The 18,650-nt window shown below is 66.2% G+C and carries 21 protein-coding genes; 11 read left to right on the forward strand and 10 right to left on the reverse strand.

Annotated elements, in window-relative coordinates:
* Positions 1–71: 71 nt before the first annotated feature.
* Positions 72–779 carry a succinate dehydrogenase iron-sulfur subunit gene (locus tag JL37_RS16445; protein WP_043545396.1) on the forward strand — a complete coding sequence of 236 codons (708 nt, stop codon included), beginning with the start codon at positions 72–74 and terminating at the stop codon, positions 777–779.
* Here the strand turns inward: JL37_RS16445 and JL37_RS16450 are convergent.
* The gene (locus tag JL37_RS16450) at positions 776–1,162 is read right to left on the reverse strand and encodes an AraC family ligand binding domain-containing protein (protein WP_052097268.1); all 387 of its coding nucleotides are present in this window, start codon (positions 1,160–1,162) and stop codon (positions 776–778) included. The two genes, JL37_RS16445 and JL37_RS16450, sit on opposite strands and share 4 nt — an antisense overlap.
* 80 nt (positions 1,163–1,242) lie before the next feature.
* Positions 1,243–2,076, reverse strand: coding sequence for an oxidoreductase (locus JL37_RS16455; protein ID WP_043545399.1), 834 nt, complete (start codon positions 2,074–2,076; stop codon positions 1,243–1,245).
* 190 nt (positions 2,077–2,266) lie between these two features.
* On the opposite strand from JL37_RS16455, the gene JL37_RS16460 reads away from it, so the two are divergent.
* The 4 genes from JL37_RS16460 (at position 2,267) to JL37_RS16475 (ending at position 5,195) form a co-directional block, all read left to right on the forward strand.
* Entirely contained in the window at positions 2,267–3,148 is an 882-nt protein-coding gene (locus JL37_RS16460; protein ID WP_231570373.1) for an AraC family transcriptional regulator, read from the forward strand.
* A gap of 188 nt (positions 3,149–3,336) precedes the next feature.
* Positions 3,337–3,924: a TetR/AcrR family transcriptional regulator gene (locus JL37_RS16465; RefSeq protein ID WP_043545403.1), complete on the forward strand. Its 588-nt coding sequence runs from the start codon at positions 3,337–3,339 to the stop codon at positions 3,922–3,924.
* A gap of 171 nt (positions 3,925–4,095) precedes the next feature.
* Complete coding sequence (locus JL37_RS16470; protein ID WP_043545808.1) at positions 4,096–4,626, forward strand: hypothetical protein; 531 nt, start codon at positions 4,096–4,098, stop codon at positions 4,624–4,626.
* Positions 4,623–5,195 carry a hypothetical protein gene (locus JL37_RS16475; RefSeq protein WP_043545405.1) on the forward strand — a complete coding sequence of 191 codons (573 nt, stop codon included), beginning with the start codon at positions 4,623–4,625 and terminating at the stop codon, positions 5,193–5,195. Before JL37_RS16470 ends, JL37_RS16475 begins: the two co-directional genes overlap by 4 nt.
* Before the next feature lie 50 nt (positions 5,196–5,245).
* Here JL37_RS16475 and JL37_RS16480 read toward each other — a convergent pair whose 3' ends face one another.
* Positions 5,246–5,800: a cytochrome b gene (locus JL37_RS16480; protein ID WP_052097270.1), complete on the reverse strand. Its 555-nt coding sequence runs from the start codon at positions 5,798–5,800 to the stop codon at positions 5,246–5,248.
* Positions 5,797–6,900 (reverse strand): catalase family peroxidase, encoded by a 1,104-nt coding sequence (locus JL37_RS16485; RefSeq protein WP_081955090.1) that lies wholly within the window; start codon positions 6,898–6,900, stop codon positions 5,797–5,799. Before JL37_RS16485 ends, JL37_RS16480 begins: the two co-directional genes overlap by 4 nt.
* A gap of 154 nt (positions 6,901–7,054) precedes the next feature.
* On the opposite strand from JL37_RS16485, the gene JL37_RS16490 reads away from it, so the two are divergent.
* Together JL37_RS16490 and JL37_RS16495 are read left to right on the forward strand one after the other, a co-directional pair.
* Positions 7,055–7,624 carry a sigma-70 family RNA polymerase sigma factor gene (locus JL37_RS16490; RefSeq protein ID WP_081955091.1) on the forward strand — a complete coding sequence of 190 codons (570 nt, stop codon included), beginning with the start codon at positions 7,055–7,057 and terminating at the stop codon, positions 7,622–7,624.
* Positions 7,621–8,370: an anti-sigma factor gene (locus JL37_RS16495; protein ID WP_043545408.1), complete on the forward strand. Its 750-nt coding sequence runs from the start codon at positions 7,621–7,623 to the stop codon at positions 8,368–8,370. Before JL37_RS16490 ends, JL37_RS16495 begins: the two co-directional genes overlap by 4 nt.
* Here the strand turns inward: JL37_RS16495 and arsH are convergent.
* The 4 genes from arsH to JL37_RS16515 form a co-directional block, all read right to left on the reverse strand.
* Positions 8,367–9,107 (reverse strand): arsenical resistance protein ArsH, encoded by a 741-nt coding sequence (gene arsH / locus JL37_RS16500; RefSeq protein WP_052097274.1) that lies wholly within the window; start codon positions 9,105–9,107, stop codon positions 8,367–8,369. The genes JL37_RS16495 and arsH overlap by 4 nt on opposite strands.
* A gap of 105 nt (positions 9,108–9,212) precedes the next feature.
* Entirely contained in the window at positions 9,213–10,292 is a 1,080-nt protein-coding gene (gene arsB, locus JL37_RS16505) for an ACR3 family arsenite efflux transporter (RefSeq protein WP_043545410.1), read from the reverse strand.
* Positions 10,293–10,296: 4 nt separating this feature from the next.
* A complete protein-coding gene (locus tag JL37_RS16510; RefSeq protein ID WP_043545411.1) occupies positions 10,297–10,797 on the reverse strand; it encodes an arsenate reductase ArsC in 501 nt (166 codons plus the stop codon).
* An 8-nt stretch (positions 10,798–10,805) separates the two neighbouring features.
* Positions 10,806–11,153, reverse strand: a complete 348-nt coding sequence (locus tag JL37_RS16515; RefSeq protein WP_043545412.1) for a helix-turn-helix transcriptional regulator — start codon at positions 11,151–11,153, stop codon at positions 10,806–10,808.
* A 204-nt stretch (positions 11,154–11,357) separates the two neighbouring features.
* On the opposite strand from JL37_RS16515, the gene JL37_RS16520 reads away from it, so the two are divergent.
* Positions 11,358–13,037: a PAS domain-containing methyl-accepting chemotaxis protein gene (locus tag JL37_RS16520; protein ID WP_043545413.1), complete on the forward strand. Its 1,680-nt coding sequence runs from the start codon at positions 11,358–11,360 to the stop codon at positions 13,035–13,037.
* Positions 13,038–13,076: 39 nt separating this feature from the next.
* On the opposite strand, the gene JL37_RS16525 is transcribed toward JL37_RS16520, so the two are convergent.
* Positions 13,077–13,466 (reverse strand): OsmC family protein, encoded by a 390-nt coding sequence (locus JL37_RS16525; RefSeq protein ID WP_043545414.1) that lies wholly within the window; start codon positions 13,464–13,466, stop codon positions 13,077–13,079.
* 159 nt (positions 13,467–13,625) lie between these two features.
* On the opposite strand from JL37_RS16525, the gene JL37_RS16530 reads away from it, so the two are divergent.
* Complete coding sequence (locus JL37_RS16530) at positions 13,626–15,362, forward strand: SulP family inorganic anion transporter (protein WP_043545415.1); 1,737 nt, start codon at positions 13,626–13,628, stop codon at positions 15,360–15,362.
* A 7-nt stretch (positions 15,363–15,369) separates the two neighbouring features.
* On the opposite strand, the gene JL37_RS16535 is transcribed toward JL37_RS16530, so the two are convergent.
* A complete protein-coding gene (locus JL37_RS16535; RefSeq protein WP_052097278.1) occupies positions 15,370–16,101 on the reverse strand; it encodes an IclR family transcriptional regulator in 732 nt (243 codons plus the stop codon).
* A 137-nt stretch (positions 16,102–16,238) separates the two neighbouring features.
* Here JL37_RS16535 and JL37_RS16540 point away from each other — a divergent pair, with 137 nt between their 5' ends.
* Positions 16,239–17,486: a CaiB/BaiF CoA-transferase family protein gene (locus JL37_RS16540; RefSeq protein ID WP_052097280.1), complete on the forward strand. Its 1,248-nt coding sequence runs from the start codon at positions 16,239–16,241 to the stop codon at positions 17,484–17,486.
* Complete coding sequence (locus tag JL37_RS16545) at positions 17,486–18,646, forward strand: thiolase family protein (protein WP_043545417.1); 1,161 nt, start codon at positions 17,486–17,488, stop codon at positions 18,644–18,646. The genes JL37_RS16540 and JL37_RS16545 overlap by 1 nt, the downstream gene beginning before the upstream one ends.
* Positions 18,647–18,650: the final 4 nt, after the last annotated feature.

Raw genomic sequence — 18,650 nt, forward strand, 5'->3', positions numbered from 1 at the left:
CTCTGCTACGATGATTCCGACGCAGTCTCTCAACGACGGCGCGCCAGCGCCTCGGACGGAAGGAGTGCTTCGTGACCAGTCGCCGAAAAATCGAAATCTACCGGTACGACCCCGATACGGACGCCGCTCCGTACATGCAGGCATTCGAGGTCGACGTCGCCCCGGGCGACAAGATGCTGCTCGATCTGCTCGTCCACCTCAAGGGCATCGATGACTCCATCGGTTTTCGCCGGTCCTGCCGCGAGGGAGTCTGCGGGTCGGACGCGATGAACATCAACGGCAGGAACGGGCTGGCGTGCGTTACGAACCTGAATGAGCTGCCCGGGAGGATCGTCTTGAGGCCTCTTCCCGGCCTGCCCGTCATCCGCGACCTGATCGTCGATATGTCGGAGTTCTTCGCGCAGTACCAGTCCATCAAGCCCTATCTCATCAATAGCGATCCGCCGCCCGAGCGCGAGCGCTTGCAGTCCCCCGAGCAGCGCGAGGAGCTCAATGGCTTGTACGAATGCATCCTGTGCGCGTGCTGTTCCACTGCCTGTCCGTCGTTCTGGTGGAATCCGGACAAATATGTGGGGCCGGCGGGCCTGTTGCAGGCCTACCGCTTCCTCGTCGATTCCCGGGATCAGGCCACCTCGGAACGCCTGGACAATCTGAACGACCCGTATCGTCTTTACCGCTGCCACACGATCATGAACTGCACCGATATCTGCCCGAAAGGGCTGGACCCGTCCGGGGCCATCGGCAGGATCCGCGCGATGATGGCGCGGCGGATGATCTAGCCGCAGGCGGCGCCCTCGTCGCCGGCGTCCCTGGGGCGCCAGGCGCCCGGAGGATTGTGCACCAGGGTCAGGAGCACGACGGCCGGCTCATGTGCATGAAGGCTGTGGGGTTCTTCGCCCTGCAGCATGACCAGCTGCCCTTCGGCGAGGGTGCATTGGCGTTCCGGGGTTTCGACATCGACACGCCCGGCGAGGCACTGGAGCGTGAGCACGCCCGGCACGTGATGCGAGGGCATCCGGTGCCCGGCGGGCAAGACCAGCCGGATCAGCTGCAACTCGGTTGTGCGCAGCAGGCTGATGCTGACGGGAGGTTCCGGTTCCAAGGACGGCTGTCGATGAAACAGGTCGATGACTTCCAAGGGACTCGCATGTTTCAGCGCCATGGGCGACTCCGGTGTCGAGAACGGGAACGATGAAATTGTACCGGGCGGGCCTCGGTCCGCCGGCAACCGCGCCAAGGAACTCAGCCGTCCGTCGATACGGTGAGCGTCTCCCAAGCGCGGCGCTCGTCTTCCAAGGTCGCCTGGTTGGCGCGCACGAGAGCCAATGCATCGCTGCCGAGCAATAGATGCGCCGGCGCGCGATCCGCCGCGATCAGGGCGAGCATCGCGCGCGCCGCCTTCACGGGATCGCCGAGTTGCTTGCCGCTCTTTTCTTCCCGCGCCCGCCGGACGGGGTCGAAGGTGGCGTCGTAGTCCGGGATCGAGCGAGGAGTCCGCGTCATCGAGCGCCCCGCCCAGTCCGTGCGGAAAGAGCCCGGCGCCACGGCGGTTACGGAGATGCCGAAGGGGGCGACTTCTTTGCCCAGGCTCTCCGAAATGCCTTCCAGCGCGAATTTGCTACCGCAGTAATAGGCAATCCCGGGCATCGTGATGAGCCCGCCCATCGACGTGATATTGAGGATGCGGCCGCGCCGGCGCGCGCGCATGAAGGGCAGGGCGGCCTTGATCATGGCGACGGCGCCAAACACATTTACGTCGAACTGCCGGCGCATCTCCGCCAGCGGCGATTCTTCCAGCACGCCCTCGTGCCCGTAGCCCGCATTGTTGACCAGGACGTCGATGGGGCCGATGTTCGCCTCGATCTCCGCGACCACGCCGTCAATGCCGTCGAAGTCGGTGACGTCCAGTATGCGTCCAAAAGCGGACGATGCCGAAAGGGACTCGAAATCGCGCTTGGCCTGGGCGCTTCTTACCGTTCCTGCCACCTTGTGGCCCGCGGCCAGCGCTTCCTCGGCCAGCGCCCGGCCGAATCCGCTGCTGACGCCCGTGATGAGCAGAATCTTGCTGGAAGCCATGCTTGCTTCTCCAAAACGTTGTGTGGAGAATGCAGGTTAGTCTGAAGAAAAAAGGCATATAAGCTGTATATCGCTATATTTATTGCCTAAAACTATGAACGCCAAGACTATTCTTAAGCAATGTCCAGCTGCCCCCTCGTCCTCCGACGGGCGGGCGCGCACGATCGGGCTGCTGCGCGCGCTGGCGCCCATGGAGGGCTACAACCTGACGGCGCTGCCAAGCGTGCGTATCCTGCGCTCCGACCGGGCGATGTCTCGCACGCCCGTGTTGTATGACCCCGGCATCGTCATCGTCTGCCAGGGCTGCAAACGGGGGTATTTCGGCGGGCGGCTGTATCAATACGACGAAGGTCACTATCTTGCCGTTTCGGTGCCGGTGCCCTTCAGCATGGAAACCGACGCGACGCGGGAACGGCCGCTGCTTGCGCTTTATCTACACCTTGATTTTTCAATGGCGGCGGAGCTGGCCGCGCAGATCGACGGCGAAGGCATGGCCGACCGCGCCAATGCCCCCCAGAGCATGATGTCCACGCCGATGGACGCGGGGATGCAAACCTCGGTGCTGCGCTTTCTGGAAGCGATGTCCCGGCCGCTGGAGGCAGCCGTGCTCGGGCAGGGGCTGCTGCGCGAATTGTATTTCCGCGTGCTTACCGGGGCGCAAGGCGGAGCCATGCGGGAGGCGCTGGCAATGAGGGGGCAGTTCGGCCGGATCGGCAGGTCGCTGCGGCATATTCATGCCGCGTATGCCGAGCCGCTCGACGTGGCGCGGCTTGCCGAGGTGGCAGGGATGAGCGTCCCGAGCTTTCACAGTCATTTCAAGGCAATTACCCACGCATCGCCGATGCAGTACGTGAAATCGACACGGCTGCATCAGGCGAGGCTGCTGATGGTGCGCCAGGACATGACGGCCGAGGCGGCCAGCCACGCCGTCGGGTACACGAGCGCTTCGCAGTTCAACCGGGAGTTCAAGCGGCTTTTCGGCCTGACGCCGGCGGCGGAGACGAAACGCATGCGAGAGAGCTTCGCCATTCCCGCGCCATTTCCGGGCGCAACCTATGTGTCCTCGCACTGAGGCCGCCGCAAACTTCGATCTTTTGCGGCCGCAGTTGAGGCTGGCCTGAGCGCCAGCGGCGGCCGGGCCGCGCCTTGACATAGAACCGACCAACTAGTAGATTGGTTTCGGGCGGCCGCACTGAAGAACTTCCTGCCGCTTGCGTTGGCCGCGCGCCTCGCCTTTTCCGTGAACAAGAGTGGATTCCTATGAGTTTGGAGCTTTCCCCCAGGGCAATCGAGATCGTCGAACAGACCAGGCAGCTGCTCGCCGCTGGCGGCTATCACGGGTTCAGCTATGCGGATGTGTCGGAACGGGTCCGCATCGGCAAGCCCAGCATCCATCATCATTTCCCGACCAAGGCGGACCTGGTCCTCACCGTCGTCGTGCAGCATCGCGAGCAGGCCCGGGAGGGGTTCGCGGCGCTCGACCAACACGTCCAGGACCCTCAAGGGCGTCTGACGGCATACGCTGACTATTGGGCCAATTGCATACGAGAAGGCACGATGTCCATGTGCATTTGCGCGATGCTGGCCGCGGAATTGCACATGGTTCCCCAGCCGATCGCCGACGAGGTGCGCGCCTATTTCGGCGAGTTGACCGCCTGGATCGCGTCGGTGCTGGAAAGCGGAACCGCCAAGGGGCAATTCCATCTGCGCGATAGCGTCCAGGTGGAAGCGCAGGCCTTCATGTCGACTATCCACGGAGCGATGCTGACCGCGCGGGCGCTCGGCGATCCCGACGCATTCGCATCCATTTCGCGCGCGGCCATTGGCCAGCTGACCGTCCCGCGTTGAGAACGATGAGTGGAGCGCGCGTCCAGCGGCGCGTTTTTTTTTCACCATTAACCGATCAACTAGTTGGTTGTTTTTTGGATTCCCTACGGGCTGATTGCTATGCCTGCCCGCATCCCCCGCATCGCCTCCGGTCCAGTGGCTGGAGCGGGCGTTTTCAAGGAGCTCACGTTCATGCCTCATCCCATTTCCACCTTGGGGGCAACGCACACCCTCATCAGCCTCGTGCCCGCCGCCGTCGGCCTGTACAGTTTTGCGCGGTATCGAGGGATCGACGCCGCCACGCGCGCCGGCAGGATCTATCTGGGCGGCTTGCTGCTGGCCGTGCTCACCTCATTCGGGTTGTCCAGTTCCGGGGGCGTCAATGCCGGACATGTGCTGGGCATCCTGGCGTTGGTCTCGGTATTGGGCGCGCTGCTCGTCCAGCGGCTGCTCCCGCTGTCGCGCGCACAGCCCTATCTGTCCCAGTTGGGGTTCTCTTTCAGCTTTTTCCTGATGTGGGTTCCCGGGATCGCGGAAACGCTGACGCGGCTGCCCGTCTCCCATCCGCTTGCCGATGGCCCTCAGTCTCCGCTGGTGCGCGGGGCGCTGGCCGCGTGGCTCGCGTTTTTCGTGGTGGGCGTCATGGCCCAGATGCTCTGGATCAAATCCACCCGAAGCGAGACGCAGCGTGAGCGATCGCGTCCGGCCAAGGAACTTCCATGAGTTCCGCCGCGCTTGATCCGATCGGCCCCGCCCGTATCGACGATATCCAGAGCCGCGCCCAGGCCGGCTCCGATCGCGTGGCGCGCGCGCAGGCGCCATCGTTCGCGTTGATCCACGCCGCGCGCCAGCCGCCCGCGGCGTCGGCCGCTCCGCATGAAAGGGCGGCCAGCGGAGGGCACGGGGGTCCCGGCGAGCCCGTCGATACGCTGCGCGATCAGTACACGGCCCATTGCTTGCAGAACGCCATCCAGGCTTTCCATGACCGGCAGACCATGCTGGCGGCGCTTGCCATAGCGGCCAATCAGGCCCAGCGGGACGAACTGGCAGAGCTGCAGGCGCGCGCGTCGGCGGCCAATGACCTGGGCACGATCCAGGGCCTGCTGCCGCTGCAACCGTATCGTTTCGCGGTGGGCGTTGCGCTGGTCGTTCCGCCGCAATTGGCCGCCGCAGCCTCTGCGGCGCCGGCCATGGTAGGCCCCGTTGCGCAGACCGCGGCGCCGCGCAACGCCACCGACGATGCATACAGCGCCGACCCCGCCGCGCGCGAGCGCGCCCGCAACCCGAGATAGGCGGGGCGGCCTGGCGCGGGGAAGCAACAGGGCGCCGGGTCGCGCCCGCCTCAGCGGCCGCGTGTCATCGATTGCAGCACGCCGTCACGCCGTATCCATCCATGGAACAGCGCCGCCGCAAGATGCAGCAGTACCGTCGCAAACAGCAGGAAGGCCAGGTAGCGGTGGGCGCCGCGCAGCCAGGCGAACAAGGCGGCATCGGCCGGCGCGATGGGCGGCAACTGCCAACTGCCCACCGTCACCGGATAGCCCCCGGCCGAGACCATGGCCCAACCGATCAGCGGCATCGCGAACATCAGCGCATACAGCAAAATGTGCGAGGCGAGGGCGGCATGGCGCTGCCACGCCGGCATGTCGGAAGGCAGGGCGGGCGCCCCTTTGTACAGCCGCGTGCCTAGGCGGACGCATACCAGCACCAGCAGCGCCGCGCCCAAGGGCTTGTGGATCTGCAGCAGCCATTGATGCCGCTCGGAGACCGAGGCCACCATGCCCACGCCGATGAACAGCATGGCGATGATGCCGATCGCCATCAGCCAGTGCAGCAGGCGGGAAAGCAGGCTGAACCGGGCCGGAGCTTGATGGATTGAATAGTCTGGCAGGCTCATTGCGCGCGCTCCGGTTGGTTCGAATGGGATGAGGCCCGGGAGTCTTGAGGAGGCCCTTCGCCCGTGCGGCGTTCATAGGACGTGGCATAGGCGGCCGAACGCGCCGGCAATAGCGGGTCGTCGGAAATGGCCATGCCGCGTGGCAATATGGTCGGGTCGTAATTCACGTCGCGGCATGGGCCTTCGTCCTGCGGGACGCTGCGGGTGATCACCACGGTGCCGGCATCGACGGTGGGGCGATCCTCCGGCCATTGCCGGGTGGCGTCGCGGGTGGAATCCTCCGCGGTTCCCAGCGTCATCAGCAGGCGCCAGCGCAAAGGGCCTTGCTCCAGGCGTTGCCGTAGATCGGCCTGCAGGTAATCGGCGCCGTGCCCCGGCTCGGCCAAGGGCGCGGCCGCGGCTTCCAGCGGCGCCAGGCGCCAGCGCACGGGCTGCCGCTTGCCTTGCGCATCGACAAGGTAAAAGGCGTTCAGGCCGTAATAGCTTTCGGTGGCGTAGCTGGCCGAAGGCTTGGCCGTCTTGGCCCATGCCCGGAATGCCGCCGTCTCGGGGTGCGCCGCGAAGAAGGCCTGCATGCGCTGCGGATCGGGCTTGCCCGTCTTGGGATCGGGGCGCGCGGCAAGCTGCTGGTCGTAGAACGCCTGCGGGGTGTTCAGCGGGAACACCGGCATGCTGTTCATGCCGGTGCGCCATTGTTCGCCGTCGGCGGAGGTGAATTGCAGGGCGAAACTGCGGATGGGAACACTGGAATCGGGCGCAAACGGATTGCCGCCCGGCAAGGCCAGCCGGCCCACCACCGGCGTGTTGCCCGGCGCGAATACCGCTGCCGTGGACAGGGATTGCGCAGCGCCGCTGCTTTCGAAGCGGCCGACGACACAGACTCCTTTTGCGTGATTGCGGCGAAAGCCCGCATGAACGCCGCTATTGGCTTCCAGGGCGTCCACCACCCGGGCCGGCGTCAGCCGCTGCGGGTCCAGCCAGCCGCCCACATACGCGAAGGCCGCTCCCGAGAACAGCACGATGGCGCCGATCGCGCCCAGCCGTAGGCTGGTTTGCCGGGCATTTAGCGGCCTGGCTTCGCTTTTAGGTCCTTGCTGCATGAGGCTCCTTGCCCATGGGGCGCTGATTACCCCTGTAGGACGGCAGGCGAAAAAATTTATTCCCCTATGGAATAAGCCCGTCCGGGCGGCGTCTTACTGTATTGGCCTGTAAGCTTGTGGCGCCACGGGCGCTGGCCTGGACGGAAATCCCGACATGATTCGACCGGCACGCATGCCGACACACGACCCGGTATCCATAGACGACGCAGCACCGGCGGACGAGTTGTCCGACGCTGTGCTGCGCCAGCTATTGCCGCGCCTGCGGCGGTTCGCCCTGCGCCTGGCGCGCGACCCGGTATCGGCGGACGACCTGGTGCAGTCCACGCTGGAAAGGGCCTTGACGCGCTGGCCCAGCCGCCGCCCGCAAGGCGATGTGCGGGCCTGGCTGTTCACGATCCTGTACCGGCAGTTCCTGGACGGCCAGCGCCGGACGCGCCGATATGCGCGGCTGCTCGACTGGTTCGCCGGATCCGATGCGGCAGCGCCCTCGGCGGAGCGCGAGGCGATTGCGCGGTCTTCGCTGGATGTTTTCGAGCGCCTGCCCGAGGCCCAGCGCACGCTGCTGTGGTTGGTCTGCGTGGAGGGCCTGAGCTACAAGGCCGTGGCCGACCTGTTCGACGTTCCGCTGGGCACCGTGATGTCGCGCCTGTCCCGCGCGCGCAGCGCCCTGCGCGACCTGCACGAGGGCCAGGCCGGCGAGGCCCACCTGAGGATACTGAAATGAGCAACAGACCTATCGACGATCTGGTTCGCAATGCGTTCGTGGACGGGCAACTGGACCCCGCGCAGCAGCAAGAGGTGCAAGCCTACCTGCAGGCGCATCCCGATCAGGCGCGGGAATTGTCCGCCTGGCAGCGCGATGCGCAGCGGCTGCGCGCGATGGCCAGCCAGGACAGCCTGCCGCCCAATCCCGCGCTGGACCCCGCCGCGGTGCGCGCGCGGCTGCGCACCCGCTCGCGCCGCCGCCTGGCGATGGCGGCCAGCCTGGTGATGGCCGTGGCGATAGGCGGCGTAACAGGCTGGAGCGCGCGGGACATGGCCGCCGCGAACCGGATGGCCCCGATGCAGGACGCGATGCAAGCCTATCGCATGTTTGCCTCGGCGGACGCGCCCCGGCCGGACCTGCGCGCCGACGCCGGCGACCTCCAGGCCTGGCTGGACGGCTACTTCTCCCGCGCCCAGCGCCTGCCCGACCTGAGCGCCAGCGGCTTCAAGCCCGTCGCCGGGCGCCTGCTGGCCACCGACCAGGGGCCGGCCGCACTCGTGATCTACGAAAATGCCGGGCAGCGCGCCACGTTCTACATCCGCCCGCCCGGCCCCGGCAATCAATTCCTGCCGCAAGGCAGCCGGCGCGACGGCGACCTACAGGCCCGCTACTGGTCAGGGCAGGGCTACAACTATGCGTTGGTGACGTCGGGCGATGACCCATCGGGCGCGTCTGCGCTGGTTCCCAATGCCGTGCCCAGTTAGGCGGCCGCCGCGTTTTCTTTGCGTTCGCTATAGCGGTCCACCAGATACGGCGAGGCATCGCGTGTAAGCAAGGTGAATTTCATCAGTTCCTCGACGACGTCGACCACCCGGTCATAGTAGGGCGAAGGCTTCATGCGCCCCGAATCGTCGAACTCCTGATAGGCCTTGGCCACCGACGACTGATTCGGAATGGTCAGCATCCGCATCCAGCGGCCCAGCACGCGCATCTGATTCACGGCGTTGAAGGACTGCGATCCGCCCGACACCTGCATGACCGCAAGCGTCTTGCCCTGGGTCGGGCGCACCGCGCCCACCGACAGCGGAATCCAGTCGATCTGCGTCTTCATCAAGCCGGTCATCGCGCCGTGGCGTTCCGGCGAGCTCCAGACCATGCCTTCCGCCCACTGGACCAGCTCATGCAATTCACGCACCTTGGGATGGCCCTCGCTGGAGGCATCGTCGACCAGCGGCAGGCCGGAGGGGTTGAACAGGCGGGTTTCGCCGCCCAGGGCCCGGAGCAGGCGGGCCGCCTCCTCGGCGACCAGGCGGCTGTAGGATCGTTCGCGCAACGATCCGTACAGCAGCAGAAAGCGCGGCGGATGGGTGGCCCGCCGGGGCGGGAACAGCGCGGCGGCGTCCGGGCGCTGGAACAGCGACGCATCGATGTTGGGCGTTTCCGCGAGCGCATTGCGCGAGGCCTCGCGGGCGGCCGCGTGATGGATGGTGGTGGAACTCATGAGATGCCTTTGTTGATGCAAGACTGAAACGTCAATCGGCCGAAGGCGTCGGTGCTCTTGTCCGCCGGCCCGGCGATGGCGCCGGTATTCGCCATGCTGCACGGATCAGGTCCGGCGGGCGCCGGCGTCGTACCAGCCTTTGCTCTGGTTGACGATGCGCACGACCAGCAGCATTACGGGCACCTCGATGAGCACGCCCACAACGGTCGCCAGGGCGGCTCCCGACTGAAAGCCGAACAGGCTGATCGCCGCCGCGACGGCCAGTTCGAAGAAATTGGAGGCTCCGATGAGCGCGGACGGACACGCGATGCTGTGCTGCTCGCCAACGCGGCGATTGAGCCAGTACGCCAGGCCGGAGTTGAAGAACACCTGTATGAGTATGGGCACCGCCAGCATCGCGATCACCAGGGGCTGGCTCAAGATGGCTTCGCCCTGGAACGCGAACAGCAGCACCAGCGTCAGCAGCAAGGCGGCCATCGAGAACGGGCCGATCCGCGCCAGCGCCGCTTCGAAGACCGCCTGTCCGCGGCGCAGCAGAGCGCGGCGCCAGAGCTGGGCAAGAACCACGGGGATCACGATGTACAGCCCCACGGACACCAGCAGCGTATCCCACGGCACGGTAATGGCCGAAAGCCCCAGCAACAGGCCGACGACGGGCGCGAAGGCGAACACCATGATCGTGTCGTTGAGCGCAACCTGGGACAGCGTGAAAACTGGATCGCCGCCGGTCAGCCGGCTCCAGACGAAGACCATGGCGGTGCATGGCGCGGCGGCCAGCAGGATCAGGCCCGCGACGTAGCTGTCCAACTGGTCGGCGGGCAACCACGGGGAAAAGGCATGGCGGATGAACAGCCAGCCGAGGAAGGCCATCGAGAACGGCTTTACCGCCCAGTTGATGAACAGCGTCACGCCGATGCCTCGCCAATGCTGCCGGACCTGGCCCAGCGCCGCAAAGTCGACCTTGAGGAGCATCGGAATGATCATCACCCAGATCAGGATCCCGACGGGCAGGTTGACCCGGGCGACTTCCAGGCGCCCTATGGCCTGGAACAACGCCGGCATGAGCTGGCCAAGCGCCACGCCCAGCACGATGCAGAGAAATACCCATAGCGTCAGGTAGCGTTCGAAAACGCTCATCCCGGGGCGCGGGTTCGGAGCCGGCGCCGCCTGTGCAATGGACGGCATGGGCCTACCCCCGCGGCTTGCCGATGCCGTGCAGCTCGGCCTGGAGCGACATGGCGTCCAGTCGCTCCAGCGGCAGCGAGAGAAAGAGCTCGATGCGGCGCTTGAGCATGCGTGCCGCGTCGTGGAAGGCCTTGAGCCGCTCTTCCTCGCTGCCCTCGAGGGCGGCCGGGTCCGGCACGCCCCAATGCGCCGTCATCGGGTGGCCGGGCCACACGGGGCAAACCTCGCCGGCGGCGTTATCGCAGACCGTGATGATGAAGTCCATTTTCGGGGCGTCGGGAGCCGCGAACTCATCCCAGCTCTTGCTTCGATAGCCGTCCGTCGGAAGCGAATAGGACTTGAGGGTGGCGAGAGCGAGCGGATGGACCTCGCCCTTGGGTGTGCTGCCGGCGGAATAGGCCTGGAAGCGATCCCCGCCCAGGCCTTTGAGCAGCCCTTCGGCCAGGATCGAGCGAGCGGAATTGCCCGTGCAGAGAAAGAGCACGTTGAAAGGGGAGTGCGGCATGGCGGGTCCTAGCAGCAGGGGATGGAGGCGCCGGGGGAGGAAACCTCGCAGGGGGCGCCTTGGCAGCAGTGTTCGGTGAGATAGCCGAGCAAGCCGTTCATGCGGGAGAAGTCGGCGCGGTAGATCAGGTTCCGGCCTTGTTGTTCGATGGTGACCAGGCCTGCATGCGATAGCTCCTTCAAGTGGAACGACAGCGTGTTCCGCGCGATGCCGAGCCGATCGGCGAGCACGCTTGGAGTGAGGCCGGGAAGGCCGGCCACGACCAGGGCGCGGAAGGCGCGCAGCCGCTGTGGATGGGCTAGGCCGGCGAGGGCGGAGATGGCTAGGTCTTCGTTCATGATTCGATAATACAGCATTTATTGAATTAAAAGCCAGCCGATTTCTGGCTTTGGGCGGCGAAGCGAGGGGACGGTTTATATCGAAAAATTGCAACACACCATGAAATATTTATTCAACAATCTATGCAGTCTGTATAAGATTGGCAACATTTCCATGGCAATCCCATGGTTTGCCGGACCCGGGAAATGCCCGCTGGCCGTGCCTTATGTCGGGAGCATCGAATGCGCACCAATCTGCCTATCACCCAGAACTGTTACGACTTTCCGGCGGATCAGACACTTATTTCAATCACGGATCTGAAGGGGCGTATCACATACTGCAATGCCAACTTCGTCGAGGTCAGCGGCTTCACGCACGCTGAACTCATCGGCCAGCCGCACAACCTGGTGCGCCACCCGGATATGCCCGAAGAGCCGTTCCGCGACATGTGGCAAACGATCCAGGCGGGGCTGCCCTGGACGGCGTTGATCAAGAACCGCCGCAAGAATGGCGACTATTACTGGGTGCGCGCCAACGCCACGCCCGTGCGCAACGGCAAGAACATCGTGGGTTACCTGTCCGTGCGCACCCACGCCCCGGAAGATGAAATCGAGGAAGCCGAGGCCCTGTACGCCGACATGCGGCACGAGGCCGAGCGCGGCCGGCGCGTGCATGTGCTGCACCATGGCGCCGTACTGAACAACAGCCTGTTCGGACGCTTCGGCCGGCTGTTCTCCTTTGGCTTGCGCGGGCACATCGTGTTGTCTTCGCTCGTCATGGCCGCGGTGCCGCCGCTTGCCCATTTCATCGGCAAGCCTTACGGCGCGCCGGAATGGGCGCCGGCCCTGGCCGGCCTGATCGCCGCCATGCTGGCTGCCCGCCACCTGATCGGCATCGGCGTCAAGCCGATGCGCGAAGTCATAGCCACCGCCAATGTGCTCGCCGCTGGCGACCTTACCCAGAATGTCCGGGTCGATGGCAAGGCGGAAATCGGCCAGCTGCAGCTGGCCCTGGCGCAGCTGACGGTATCCATGCGCACCGTGGTGCGCGACGTGCGCGAGCAGGTTGCCCATCTGCGCGGCGGCGCGCGCGAGATCGCCAGCGGCAACCGCGACATGTCCGCGCGCACGGAATCGCAGGCCAGCAGCCTCGAAGAAACCGCGGCCGCCATCGAGCAGATCAACGGCACCGTGCGCCAGACCACCAGCATGGCCGACTCGGGCGCCAACATGGCGCGCGAGACCGTCGGCGCCGCGCAGCGCAGCCATGAGGCCGTGCAGAACGTGGTGACGACCATGCGCGAGATTTCCGGGGCCTCGCAGCGCATCGGCGACATCATTCAAGTGATCGAAGGCGTGGCGTTCCAGACCAACATCCTGGCGCTCAATGCCGCCGTCGAGGCGGCGCGGGCGGGCGAGCAGGGCAAGGGCTTCGCGGTGGTCGCCAGCGAAGTGCGCGCGCTGGCGCAGCGCACCACCCAGGCCGCCAAGGAAATCCGCGTGCTGATCGAAGAGTCAGGGCAGCGCGTGCACATGGGCGAGCAGCGCGCCGACGAGGCCAGCTCCCGCATGGACGAGGTGATGGAAGCCATCAGCCGCGTCACGGATTCGCTGGAACACATCAATAACGCAAGCCAGGAACAATCCTCGGGCATAGGCCAGGTCAATACGGCCGTTTCCCAGCTCGATCAGATTACGCAGCAGAATGTCTCCATGGTCGAGCAACTGGCTACCGCCGCCAGTTCCCTGAATGACCAGGTCAGCATGGTGCACGACACGATCCGCGTTTTCCGCCTGACCGACCGGGACACGTCACTGGCCGAGGTCGATGCCGTCGCGCTACGCAAGCAAAGCCGGGAAGGCCACGCAAACCCCGAAGAGCCGGGCGCGCGCCGGCGGAGCCTGGCCCTGATCGCAGCCTGAGCCCGGGCCGGCGGCCGCGCGCGATTCGTCCTGCGTCCGTCAGTCCGCGACGATCCGGGCGGCCCTTATCCTCACGGGCTTTCCCAGCGTCCGCGCGACGGGCGAGGTCCGAACCGCCTCGTCCGCCAGCGCTTCCTGCCCGGGAGACGGCGCGGTCGCGAAGCGCACCGACACGTCGAACGCGGTTTCGCTGTCCTGCCGGTCGATGGCCACGTTGACCTTGAAAGCGGGAAGCATGACGCCGGCGCGTTCGGCCGCCATGTCGATCGACATGCAGAGGCAGGCCGCCAGGGCGCTTTCCAGCAGTTCGTGCGGACGCATGCCCGCGCTTCCGCCTTTGCCCTGCTTGTGGGTGTCCGCGAGCACGAGATCGCGTCCGTTGCTCAGTTGCACGCAATAGGCCTCGCCCAGCCGCGTCGCCGTGATCATGACAGCCTCCTGGTTCAAAAACAGGGGTAGTTTCGGCTCTTCCGGCTTGTCTCGGAAGGCAAGTGAATATCCGGGTATGACAGGTGACAGGGAACGTGCCGTTCGTATTGCGCGTCCAGTAGAATCAACGCCCGGCGTCCCACTTTCATGAGAGCTTGCATGGCCTCCAATGCGCGCGCCCGCGTTGATATGCCCGCCCGGAACTGGCTGCGCTGGCTGCCCGGATTGACGATGCTGAGGTCATACCGGGCGGCCTGGCTGCCGAAGGACGTGGCCGCGGGCCTGGTACTGACGACGATGCTGGTGCCGGTCGGCATCGCCTATGCCGAGGCCTCGGGCGTGCCGGGGGTCTACGGCCTGTACGCCACCATTATCCCGATGCTGGCCTATGCCTTGTTCGGCCCAAGCAGGATCCTGGTGCTGGGGCCGGATTCGGCGCTAGCGCCGCCGATCCTGGCGGTGGTGCTCAGCGTTTCGGATGGCGATCCGATGCGCGCGGTGGCGGCGGCCGGCCTGATGGCGGTGGTCTCGGGCCTGTTCTGCATCGTGCTGGGCCTGCTGCGGCTGGGTTTCATTACGGAACTGCTGTCCAAGCCGATCCGCTATGGCTATATGAACGGCATTGCGCTGACGGTGCTGGTGAGCCAGTTGCCCAAGCTGTTCGCGATCCCGATCGATGACGCCGGCCCGCTGCGCGAGCTTTGGCAGCTGGGGAGGGCGGTGTTCAACGGCGAGGCCAACGGGCACAGCTTCGGCATCGGGGCGGCCACCCTGGCGGTCATCCTGCTGCTCAAGCGTTTCGACCGCGTGCCCGGCATCCTGATCGCGGTGATCCTGGCGACGCTGGCGGTCAGCATGTTCCACCTGGACGCCCGCGGGGTGAAGGTGCTGGGCGAGATTCCGCAGGGTTTGCCGGCCTTCGCGCTGCCGTGGCTCAGCAACGCGGACCTGGTCAAGATCGTGCTGGGCGGCGGCGCCGTGGCGCTGATCGCCTTCGCCGACACCAGCGTGCTGTCGCGCACCTATGCAGCGCGCACACACACGCGCGTGGACCCGAACCAGGAAATGGTGGGCCTGGGCGTGGCGAACCTGGCGGCGGGCTTCTTCCAGGGGTTCCCGGTCAGCAGCAGCGCGTCGCGCACGCCGGTGGCCGAGGCGGCGGGCTCGCGCACGCAGCTCACGGGAGTGGTGGGCGCGATCGCGGTGGCGGCCTTGCTGCTGGTGGCGCCGAACCTGCTGCGCTATCTGCCCAACAGCGCCCTGGCCGCCGTGGTGATCGCCGCGGCCATCGGCCTGTTTGAATTCAAGGACCTGCGGCGCATCTTCCGTATCCAGCAATGGGAATTCTGGCTCTCGATGCTGTGCTTCGCCGGCGTGGCGGTGTTCGGCGCGATTCCAGGCATCTGCCTGGCGGTGGTCATCGCCGTGATCGAATTCCTGTGGGACGGTTGGCGGCCGCATTTCGCGGTGCTAGGCCGGGTGCCGAACCTGCGCGGCTACCACGACCTGAAGCGCTATCCGCATGCGGCGCTGATCGATGGACTGGTGCTGTTCCGCTGGGATGCGCCGCTGTTCTTCGCCAACGCCGAACTCTTCCAGCAGCGCCTGATGGAGGCCGTGGACGCGTCTCCCACGCCGGTGCGGCGCGTGGTGGTGGCGGCCGAGCCTGTCACCAGCGTCGACGTCACCTCGGCCGACATGCTGCGGGAACTGAGCCGCAACCTGGCGGAGGCGGGAGTCGCCCTTCATTTCGCCGAGATGAAGGACCCGGTCCGCGACAAGCTCAAGCGCTTCGAGCTGGCCGAGATCTTCAGCGACGACCGCTTTCATCCCACGGTGGGAAGCGCCGTGGACGCTTACCTGGAAAGCGTGGGCGCCCAGGCGGAGCAAGGCTAGGGCGGGGTCAGTCCGCCGCGGCGATGGCGGCGGCGATTTCGGCTGCCGCGGCTTCCATGGGCTGGCGGAACTCGGCCAGCCCGCCAAAGGCGACGCGCGCGCTGGGCACCGAAATTCCCAAGCCGGCGATGAGCTTGCCTTGCGCATCCCGGATGGGCACGGCGCAGCCGACCACCCCGGCTATCACTTCCTCGTTGCTGGCAGCCCATTGGTCCTTGCGCACCTTGTTGACCACCTTGCGCAAGGCGTCGGGTGAAACGATGGTGTTTGGCGCGAGCGGTTCGAGCACGGCGTGCCCGAGCCACCATTCGAATTGTTCGGCGGGCATTTCGGAGAGGAACAGCTTGCCTATCGACGTGCAGTGCAGCGGCGACCGGTGCCCATGCTCGAAGTACAGGCCCTGCGAGCGCGGGGCCCACGCCGCGTCTGCGTAGAACACTTCGTCGTCTACCCGTTGCCCGATCTGGCAATGCTCGCCGATGCGGTTGGCCAGAGCCACCAGGATCTGGTGGCTCTGGTCGCCGCGCATCGCGGCAGAGGCGGCCGCCATGCCCAGCTTCACCAAGGCCGCGCCGACCGCCAGCTTCTTGCTGCCCAGCACCCGCTTGAGCAGGCGCCTTTCCTCCAGTTGGGCGACGAGCCGATGAACCGTGGGCACCGGCAGGGCGCAGGCGGCGGCCACGTCGGTCATGGTGATGGGTCGGTCGGCATGCGCAACCACGTCGAGGACGTGCAGCAACCGGTCTAGGGGTTGATCCCTAGCGACAGCCTTTGAGTCGCTGATTATAATTAATCCAATTAGTGAAAGAAAAACTTCCAATATTCGGAAGTTTAACACAAGGCAGATTTTCCTTCCAAGTGAGATCGGAACCTACCATGCCCACTTTCCCCGAGCCCATAAGCAGCGCCAAGCCTGTGGCGGACACCTCTCGCAAGGGCCCGCTCGCCGGGTTGCGCGTGATCGACGCCGGCAACATGATCGCCGGGCCGCTCGCGGCCACCCAGATGGCCGATTTCGGCGCCGACGTCATCAAGCTGGAGCTGCCGGGGTCCGGCGATTCGATGCGCCACTGGACGCCGATGAAAGAGGGCTTGTCGCTGTGGTGGAAAGTCATCGCGCGCAATAAGCGGTTGATCACACTGACGCTGTCCAATCCTCGCGGGCAGGAGCTGTTCCGCGAGCTGGTCCGCGAAGCCGACGTGCTGATCGAGAATTACCGTCCCGGCACGTTCGAGCGCTGGGGGCTTGGGTACGAGGAGCTGGCGCGCATCAATCCGCGCCTGGTCATGGTGCGGGTTTCGGGATTCGGCCAGACGGGGCCCTATGCCAAGCGCGGGGGCTACGGCACGATCGCGGAAGCGTTTTCCGGCATTCCGTCGTTCACGGGCTCGCCCGACCGGCCGCCCACGCTGCCGGGCTTTCCCATGGCCGACTCGGTGGCCTCGACCTTCGCCGCCATGGCGGCAATGTTCGCGGTCTATAACCGCGACCACGGCAACGGGCGGGGCCAGGAAATCGACGTCAGCCTGTATGAACCCCTGTTCCGCCTGGTCGAGTCCCAGGTGATCGGTTTCGACCAGTTGGGCATCGTGAAGCAGCGCCTGGGCAATCGCCTGGCGGAGGATTCGCCGCGCAACACCTATCAGACGCTGGATGGGCGCTGGGTGGGCATTTCGGCCAGTTCGCAGCGCACCTTCGAGCGCCTGGCCCAGGCGCTGGGCATGCCCGAACTCATTACGGACCCGCGATTCGTCGACAACGCTTCGCGTTGCGAGCACGACGCGGCGCTGGATCGGATCATCGCCGGCTGGTTCCGTGAGCGCGACTGCGCGGCCGTCATGGCGCTGTTCGAGGAGGCCGAGGTGGTCGCCGGCCCGGTGCTGGATATCAGTGACATCGTGCGCGATCCGCACTACCAGGCGCGCGAGAACATCGTGTCGGTCAGCGACGACGATTTCGGCGAGGTGCGCATGCAAGGAGTGGTGCCGCGGTTCCTGGACACCCCCGGAGAGGTACGCCACGCCGGGCGCGCGCTGGGCGCCGACAACCGCGAAATCTACCAGGGCATGCTGGGCCTGTCCCAGCAGGAATTCGACGCGCTGACCGCGCAGGGAGTGATCTGATGGCCGGGATGTTCGAAGGGGTGCGGATCGTGGGCGCCGGGCAGGCGCCATACGCCAAGCGTTCGGAGCGCGGCGTGCAGCGCCTGATGTACGAGGCGGGGGCCGCCGCGCTGGCAGACGCGGGGCTGCCGTGGAGCGCCGTGGACGGACTGGCCGTTACCTGCTTCCTGTTGCCTCCGGACAATGCGCCGACGGTGGCCGAGCACCTGGGCATCGAGGCGCGCTTCCTGTTCCAGGGCCTGTATGGCGGGGCCTCGGGCATCATCGGCATGGCCCACGCGGCGCGCGCCATCCGCGACGGAGCCTGCGACGTGGCGCTGGTGCTTGCCGCCGACGCGTTCGACGTGGCGGCCCACAATGAGACGCTGGACCACTTCAACGGCTCCATCAAGGAATACATGTCGCCGCAGGGGTTCGGCGGCGCCAATGGCATGTTCGCGTTGCATACGCGTCTCTATATGGAGCGGCACGGCGCGACGCGCGAGGATTTCGGCCGGTTCTGCGTGGCCCTGCGCGAGAATGCCCTGCGCAACCCCAATGCCTTGTTCAAGAAGCCGCTGACGCTGGACGACTATCTCAACGCCAAGCCGATCGCCGATCCCTTGCGCCTTTACGACTGCGTGATGCCGTGCGTTGGCGGAGACGCCATCGTCCTGGCCTCGGAGCGGGTGGCTGCCGGGTTGAAGGGGCCCTCGCTGCGCATCCGGGCAGCCGAGGAAATCCACAACTATCCGGCCAATGACCCTTATGCGGTGCCGGGCGGCTGGTCGGGGCTGGCGGATCGTCTCTACCAGCGCGCCGGCGTCGAACCGGCGCAGATGCAGTTCGCCCAGCTGTACGACGACTATCCGGTGATGGCCTTCGTGCAGATGGAGGGGCTGGGGCTGTGCGAGCCGGGCCGCGCCCACGAGTACGTGCGCCACAACGACGTGAGCTGGCGCGGCGCGTTGCCCGTCAACACCGGCGGCGGCCAGCTGTCGGCCGGCCAGGCAGGCGCCAGTGGCGGGATGATCGGCGTGTACGAGGCCGCCGCCCAGTTGCTGGGGCGGGCTTCGGGCCGGCAGCTGGACTGCCGGCTGGGCCTCGTGTCCGGCTACGGCATGGTGGCCTATGGCCGCGGCCTGTGTTCCAGCGCCGCCATTCTCGAACGCGTCCATTGAGGAG

It is taken from the genome of Achromobacter sp. RTa (assembly GCF_000757485.1).
Taxonomy (GTDB): domain Bacteria; phylum Pseudomonadota; class Gammaproteobacteria; order Burkholderiales; family Burkholderiaceae_B; genus Achromobacter.

Bases quoted from the DNA above. Each gene is read 5' to 3' on its own strand.
- JL37_RS16450 (WP_052097268.1), bottom strand. From the start codon at position 1,162: ATGGCGCTGAAACATGCGAGTCCCTTGGAAGTCATCGACCTGTTTCAT.
- JL37_RS16455 (WP_043545399.1), bottom strand. From the start codon at position 2,076: ATGGCTTCCAGCAAGATTCTGCTCATCACGGGCGTCAGCAGCGGATTC.
- JL37_RS16460 (WP_231570373.1), top strand. From the start codon at position 2,267: ATGGAGGGCTACAACCTGACGGCGCTGCCAAGCGTGCGTATCCTGCGC.
- JL37_RS16465 (WP_043545403.1), top strand. From the start codon at position 3,337: ATGAGTTTGGAGCTTTCCCCCAGGGCAATCGAGATCGTCGAACAGACC.
- JL37_RS16470 (WP_043545808.1), top strand. From the start codon at position 4,096: ATGCCTCATCCCATTTCCACCTTGGGGGCAACGCACACCCTCATCAGC.
- JL37_RS16475 (WP_043545405.1), top strand. From the start codon at position 4,623: ATGAGTTCCGCCGCGCTTGATCCGATCGGCCCCGCCCGTATCGACGAT.
- JL37_RS16480 (WP_052097270.1), bottom strand. From the start codon at position 5,800: ATGAGCCTGCCAGACTATTCAATCCATCAAGCTCCGGCCCGGTTCAGC.
- JL37_RS16485 (WP_081955090.1), bottom strand. From the start codon at position 6,900: ATGCAGCAAGGACCTAAAAGCGAAGCCAGGCCGCTAAATGCCCGGCAA.
- JL37_RS16490 (WP_081955091.1), top strand. From the start codon at position 7,055: ATGATTCGACCGGCACGCATGCCGACACACGACCCGGTATCCATAGAC.
- JL37_RS16495 (WP_043545408.1), top strand. From the start codon at position 7,621: ATGAGCAACAGACCTATCGACGATCTGGTTCGCAATGCGTTCGTGGAC.
- arsH (WP_052097274.1), bottom strand. From the start codon at position 9,107: ATGAGTTCCACCACCATCCATCACGCGGCCGCCCGCGAGGCCTCGCGC.
- arsB (WP_043545410.1), bottom strand. From the start codon at position 10,292: ATGCCGTCCATTGCACAGGCGGCGCCGGCTCCGAACCCGCGCCCCGGG.
- JL37_RS16510 (WP_043545411.1), bottom strand. From the start codon at position 10,797: ATGCCGCACTCCCCTTTCAACGTGCTCTTTCTCTGCACGGGCAATTCC.
- JL37_RS16515 (WP_043545412.1), bottom strand. From the start codon at position 11,153: ATGCTGTATTATCGAATCATGAACGAAGACCTAGCCATCTCCGCCCTC.
- JL37_RS16520 (WP_043545413.1), top strand. From the start codon at position 11,358: ATGCGCACCAATCTGCCTATCACCCAGAACTGTTACGACTTTCCGGCG.
- JL37_RS16525 (WP_043545414.1), bottom strand. From the start codon at position 13,466: ATGATCACGGCGACGCGGCTGGGCGAGGCCTATTGCGTGCAACTGAGC.
- JL37_RS16530 (WP_043545415.1), top strand. From the start codon at position 13,626: ATGGCCTCCAATGCGCGCGCCCGCGTTGATATGCCCGCCCGGAACTGG.
- JL37_RS16540 (WP_052097280.1), top strand. From the start codon at position 16,239: ATGCCCACTTTCCCCGAGCCCATAAGCAGCGCCAAGCCTGTGGCGGAC.
- JL37_RS16545 (WP_043545417.1), top strand. From the start codon at position 17,486: ATGGCCGGGATGTTCGAAGGGGTGCGGATCGTGGGCGCCGGGCAGGCG.